Consider the following 3,267-nt stretch of genomic DNA (forward strand, 5'->3'; position numbering starts at 1 on the left):
CGGGCGGTCACCGCACCCCACCTCGTCGCCCTCGTCCGCTCCGGCGCCCGCTTCGAAAACGGCCACCTCGTCGAGGACCTCGAAGCCGCCTGAAACTCAACTCACCCACAAGTCTTGACAATTACTCCAATACGGAGACTTCTACGGCGCTGTCAGGGGCCAGGGCTCCAACGACCAGAACCGGGGACTAGGGACACAGATAGCCCTAGAATCGATTCTATGCACACTATGAGCGCCTTTGGTGCACTACCTGGGAAGGAAGGCCAGGAAGACTCTCAGAGGCCCGTACAGAGCCGTACAGAGGCTCTGCCGGGGCGGACAATCTCTAGTCGAGACATGAGGTCTCACTACTCGACTAAGTCTCGTGTCTCACTGCCAGGGCCTTGAAGCCCTGGCTAGTTCGACTAGTGCCCTCTCTCCGTTCGGTCACTGCCTTGGCTGCCTGACATCCCCTGGGCCTCTGAGAGCCCAGGAACCTTCTTACTTAGATGTATGTTATTACCCAATCTCTTTAAGGAGATTGGGTATGTATGTTTGGGTGGTAGTGGCTACACCTTCATAGGTGTAGTGGTTACACCTTGGGTATCTGGTCCTGGTCAGTGAAGGTGTAGTGGCTACACCTCCCCTTGGAGCCTGGCCTTACTAACGCCGATGTGTCTGACCTTGGTTCCGCTCCTCTTGCCAGGGACCGGGGGCAACGAGCCGGCCTCTCGAATCCACTCCTTCTGAGTAAGATCCTTCATCTTCGCCTTGAAGTTGCGGATATCCATTCCACCAAGTTCCGCGGCAAGAGTCTCATTGGAGGCAGTGCAGCCACGGCTATTCACACCACAGTGCATAGCAACCACAGTCAATACGTTCTTATCCACGGGTGACAGGACGTCCTTACTCTGTGACAGGACCACGGCAACGTAATCCCAATTCCTGTCTGTCATGTCAACCCAATCGGGATCATTGATGAGGACAAGCCTATTCCTGCCAATGGCCGTTTCCTCGGCGGTAGCCTCCCGCTCTGCCTCGGAGCCGTAGACCTCTGCAAGGATCTCCTTTAGTTCCTCGGGGGAAGGTCTAACCGGCCCTTCCTCGGCCGGCTCTGCGTCTTCCTGCTGCGCCCTGGCTATCTTCTGCCGATAGTCCGTGAGTTGATTGCCGAACTCCCAAGGGCTAGGCCGGCCCCAGCTATCGTCAGGGTCATACCCAAGGGCTCTGATCTCTTCTGCCGTGGCATCTCCGTAAACGTCAGTGTCCAACACGCTTGTCCCCAATCTTCTGCGCAATCCCTGTCATCTCGACAATGGCGTAATCCCCAAGAATGTCATGGACAATTTCCTCTGCCTCTGACATCTCCACTTCAAACAGAGCAGCCACAAACCAAACGGCTGCCCTTACTTCCATGCCGCCGAACCACACGGCGTATCCAACCTTCTGGACTACCGCCTCTTTCTGCACCTCGGTCATTCCTCTGTCTCCTGACATGACAAAGGCCCCGGAGAGTACCGGGGCCCTGTCGGGTTGAAGCTGTTTGGTTGTCAGTTGCCGTATTCGAGTTTTGCTGTCAGGGATTCAGTCATGACAAAGGCGATTACTTCCTCTGCCTTATCCCTGGGCAATTCTGCTGCCATGGCGTACAGGAACACGGCCGTTTCCAGCGACAGCTTCCCTCCTTCCGCGGCGTCCACCAGACCCCACGCCAACTCTGACAGGGCTTCGGCCGTAGTCTGTGGGCACGGATCCTCTGCCGTCTTCCTAAGGCTCGGTTCCGCCTCGGGCACCGTTCCGTCAAGCCGGTAGTCCATCAAGTCGGACAGACAGCCTTCAAGGAACTCCCTTGCGCCGGTCAGTGCGCCTTCGGTTGTTTCTTGCAGGATCTCAACTGCCGTGTCGAGTGACAGTTTCCCATCGTCAACTTCCATCACCAGTGCCGGTGAGAGCCTGTCTACGACTCCCATCACTGCTGCTTCCCATGCTGCATCATCCATGATTTCCCCCTCCTACTAGGTACATCGCTCTGTGTACCGGGCTCGTTACCCGTGATTCGTGTGGTCCTGGTCACGCGCTAGTACCGGTCGCCCATGCGCTTGACCGCCTTCACTGCCCGAGAAGTGGCCATATCCGCGGCGTACCTGTCCACCATGCTCCGTGACTTCCAGCCGGCCACGGTCATGACGTCCCCCTCTGCCACTCCAGCGGAGAGAAGGTCATTGGCGAACGTGTGGCGGAACTGATGTGGACTGACCGAGGCGTGGCCTGCCTCTTGTGCTCTGCGGTTGACCATGCGGTAGAGACCGCTGTATTTCATGTGGCCTCGGTTCCTGGTGCCCAGCCAGAGCCAGTCACTGTCAGACAGCTTGTGCCCTTCCCTGGCCCTCAAGTACCGGGTCAGGGCAATGACAGTCTTGGGCTGTAGCGGGATGATCCTGCCCTCTCCTGCTGCCCTGGCATCCTTCAAGGGCACTACCTGTAGGAGTCCCTGAGACAGGTGGAGATCCGAAACTCTGAGGGACAGCAATTCCTCTGCCCTCAGTCCCTCGGTCAGGGCCCGGATGATGGCGTGGTCTCTGACCTTCTCGAACTCCCTTACCCGCGGGTGTCCGTTGCCAGTGGCCTTGAGAAGGTTCCTGACAAACTCAGGTGTCAGTGTCTTGGGGCGTGCCCCGGTAGGAGCGGAGTAGCGCTGAAGCTTCCTGTCCCGGTACGGATTGGGGTGGTCGTACTCCTCTTCCAGCCAGAGGAAGAACGTCCTGAGGTTCCTCTGTACGGAGTTGGTTCCGCCCCGGTCATGGGTGGCGTAGTAGTCCCGGAAGAACTTGTTCAGGGTGTCTGTGTCGAGCCGGAAGTCATTGAGCCTCTGCCGGCTCATCCACTGGCCCAAGGTCCGTACGGCCTCGGCGTAGGTCCGAACCGTCTTCTCCTGGTAGGGCCTGCCGTGCTTGTTGTTGGTGGCCCTCAGGTGGATGACGTACTCATCTGCCATTGTCGGCAGTGCTGTCACGGTGGACACCAGGTCTCCTAGCCTGTCCTCGGCTAGGCAAGGTGTTGTCAGGCAGTCACCTCACCTAACCGTCTCCGGTTGGTGTGACCTACTGCCTCTTGTCTGTGTCCTGGTCTGTCTTTCCTGGTCAGGACACGTTTTGGTGGGCGCGGACGGTTTCGAACCGCCGACATCCTGCTTGTAAGGCAGGCGCTCTACCCCTGAGCTACGCACCCGGGACGAGTGGACAGCCTACCCTGCCAGGGGCACTGCCCCGCAAACCCGTTGTGCGCGAC

4 protein-coding genes and 1 tRNA gene are annotated in these 3,267 nt (G+C 58.5%); all 5 read right to left on the reverse strand.

Annotated elements, in window-relative coordinates; translation table 11 throughout:
• Positions 1 to 614: 614 nt before the first annotated feature.
• Positions 615 to 1,253 carry a hypothetical protein gene (locus GV126_RS32550; protein ID WP_159674572.1) on the reverse strand — a complete coding sequence of 213 codons (639 nt, stop codon included), beginning with the start codon at positions 1,251 to 1,253 and terminating at the stop codon, positions 615 to 617.
• A complete protein-coding gene (locus GV126_RS32555; protein WP_159674574.1) occupies positions 1,240 to 1,458 on the reverse strand; it encodes a hypothetical protein in 219 nt (72 codons plus the stop codon). The genes GV126_RS32550 and GV126_RS32555 overlap by 14 nt, the downstream gene beginning before the upstream one ends.
• 71 nt (positions 1,459 to 1,529) lie before the next feature.
• The gene (locus GV126_RS32560) at positions 1,530 to 1,979 is read right to left on the reverse strand and encodes a hypothetical protein (RefSeq protein WP_159674576.1); all 450 of its coding nucleotides are present in this window, start codon (positions 1,977 to 1,979) and stop codon (positions 1,530 to 1,532) included.
• A gap of 77 nt (positions 1,980 to 2,056) precedes the next feature.
• Positions 2,057 to 3,001, reverse strand: coding sequence for a tyrosine-type recombinase/integrase (locus GV126_RS32565; protein ID WP_236570332.1), 945 nt, complete (start codon positions 2,999 to 3,001; stop codon positions 2,057 to 2,059).
• A 131-nt stretch (positions 3,002 to 3,132) separates the two neighbouring features.
• Positions 3,133 to 3,207, reverse strand: a tRNA-Val gene (locus GV126_RS32570).
• Between the last annotated feature and the right edge of the window lie 60 nt (positions 3,208 to 3,267).

Origin of the sequence: Streptomyces mexicanus (genome assembly GCF_902506575.1) — a bacterium.
Lineage (GTDB): Bacteria > Actinomycetota > Actinomycetes > Streptomycetales > Streptomycetaceae > Streptomyces > Streptomyces mexicanus.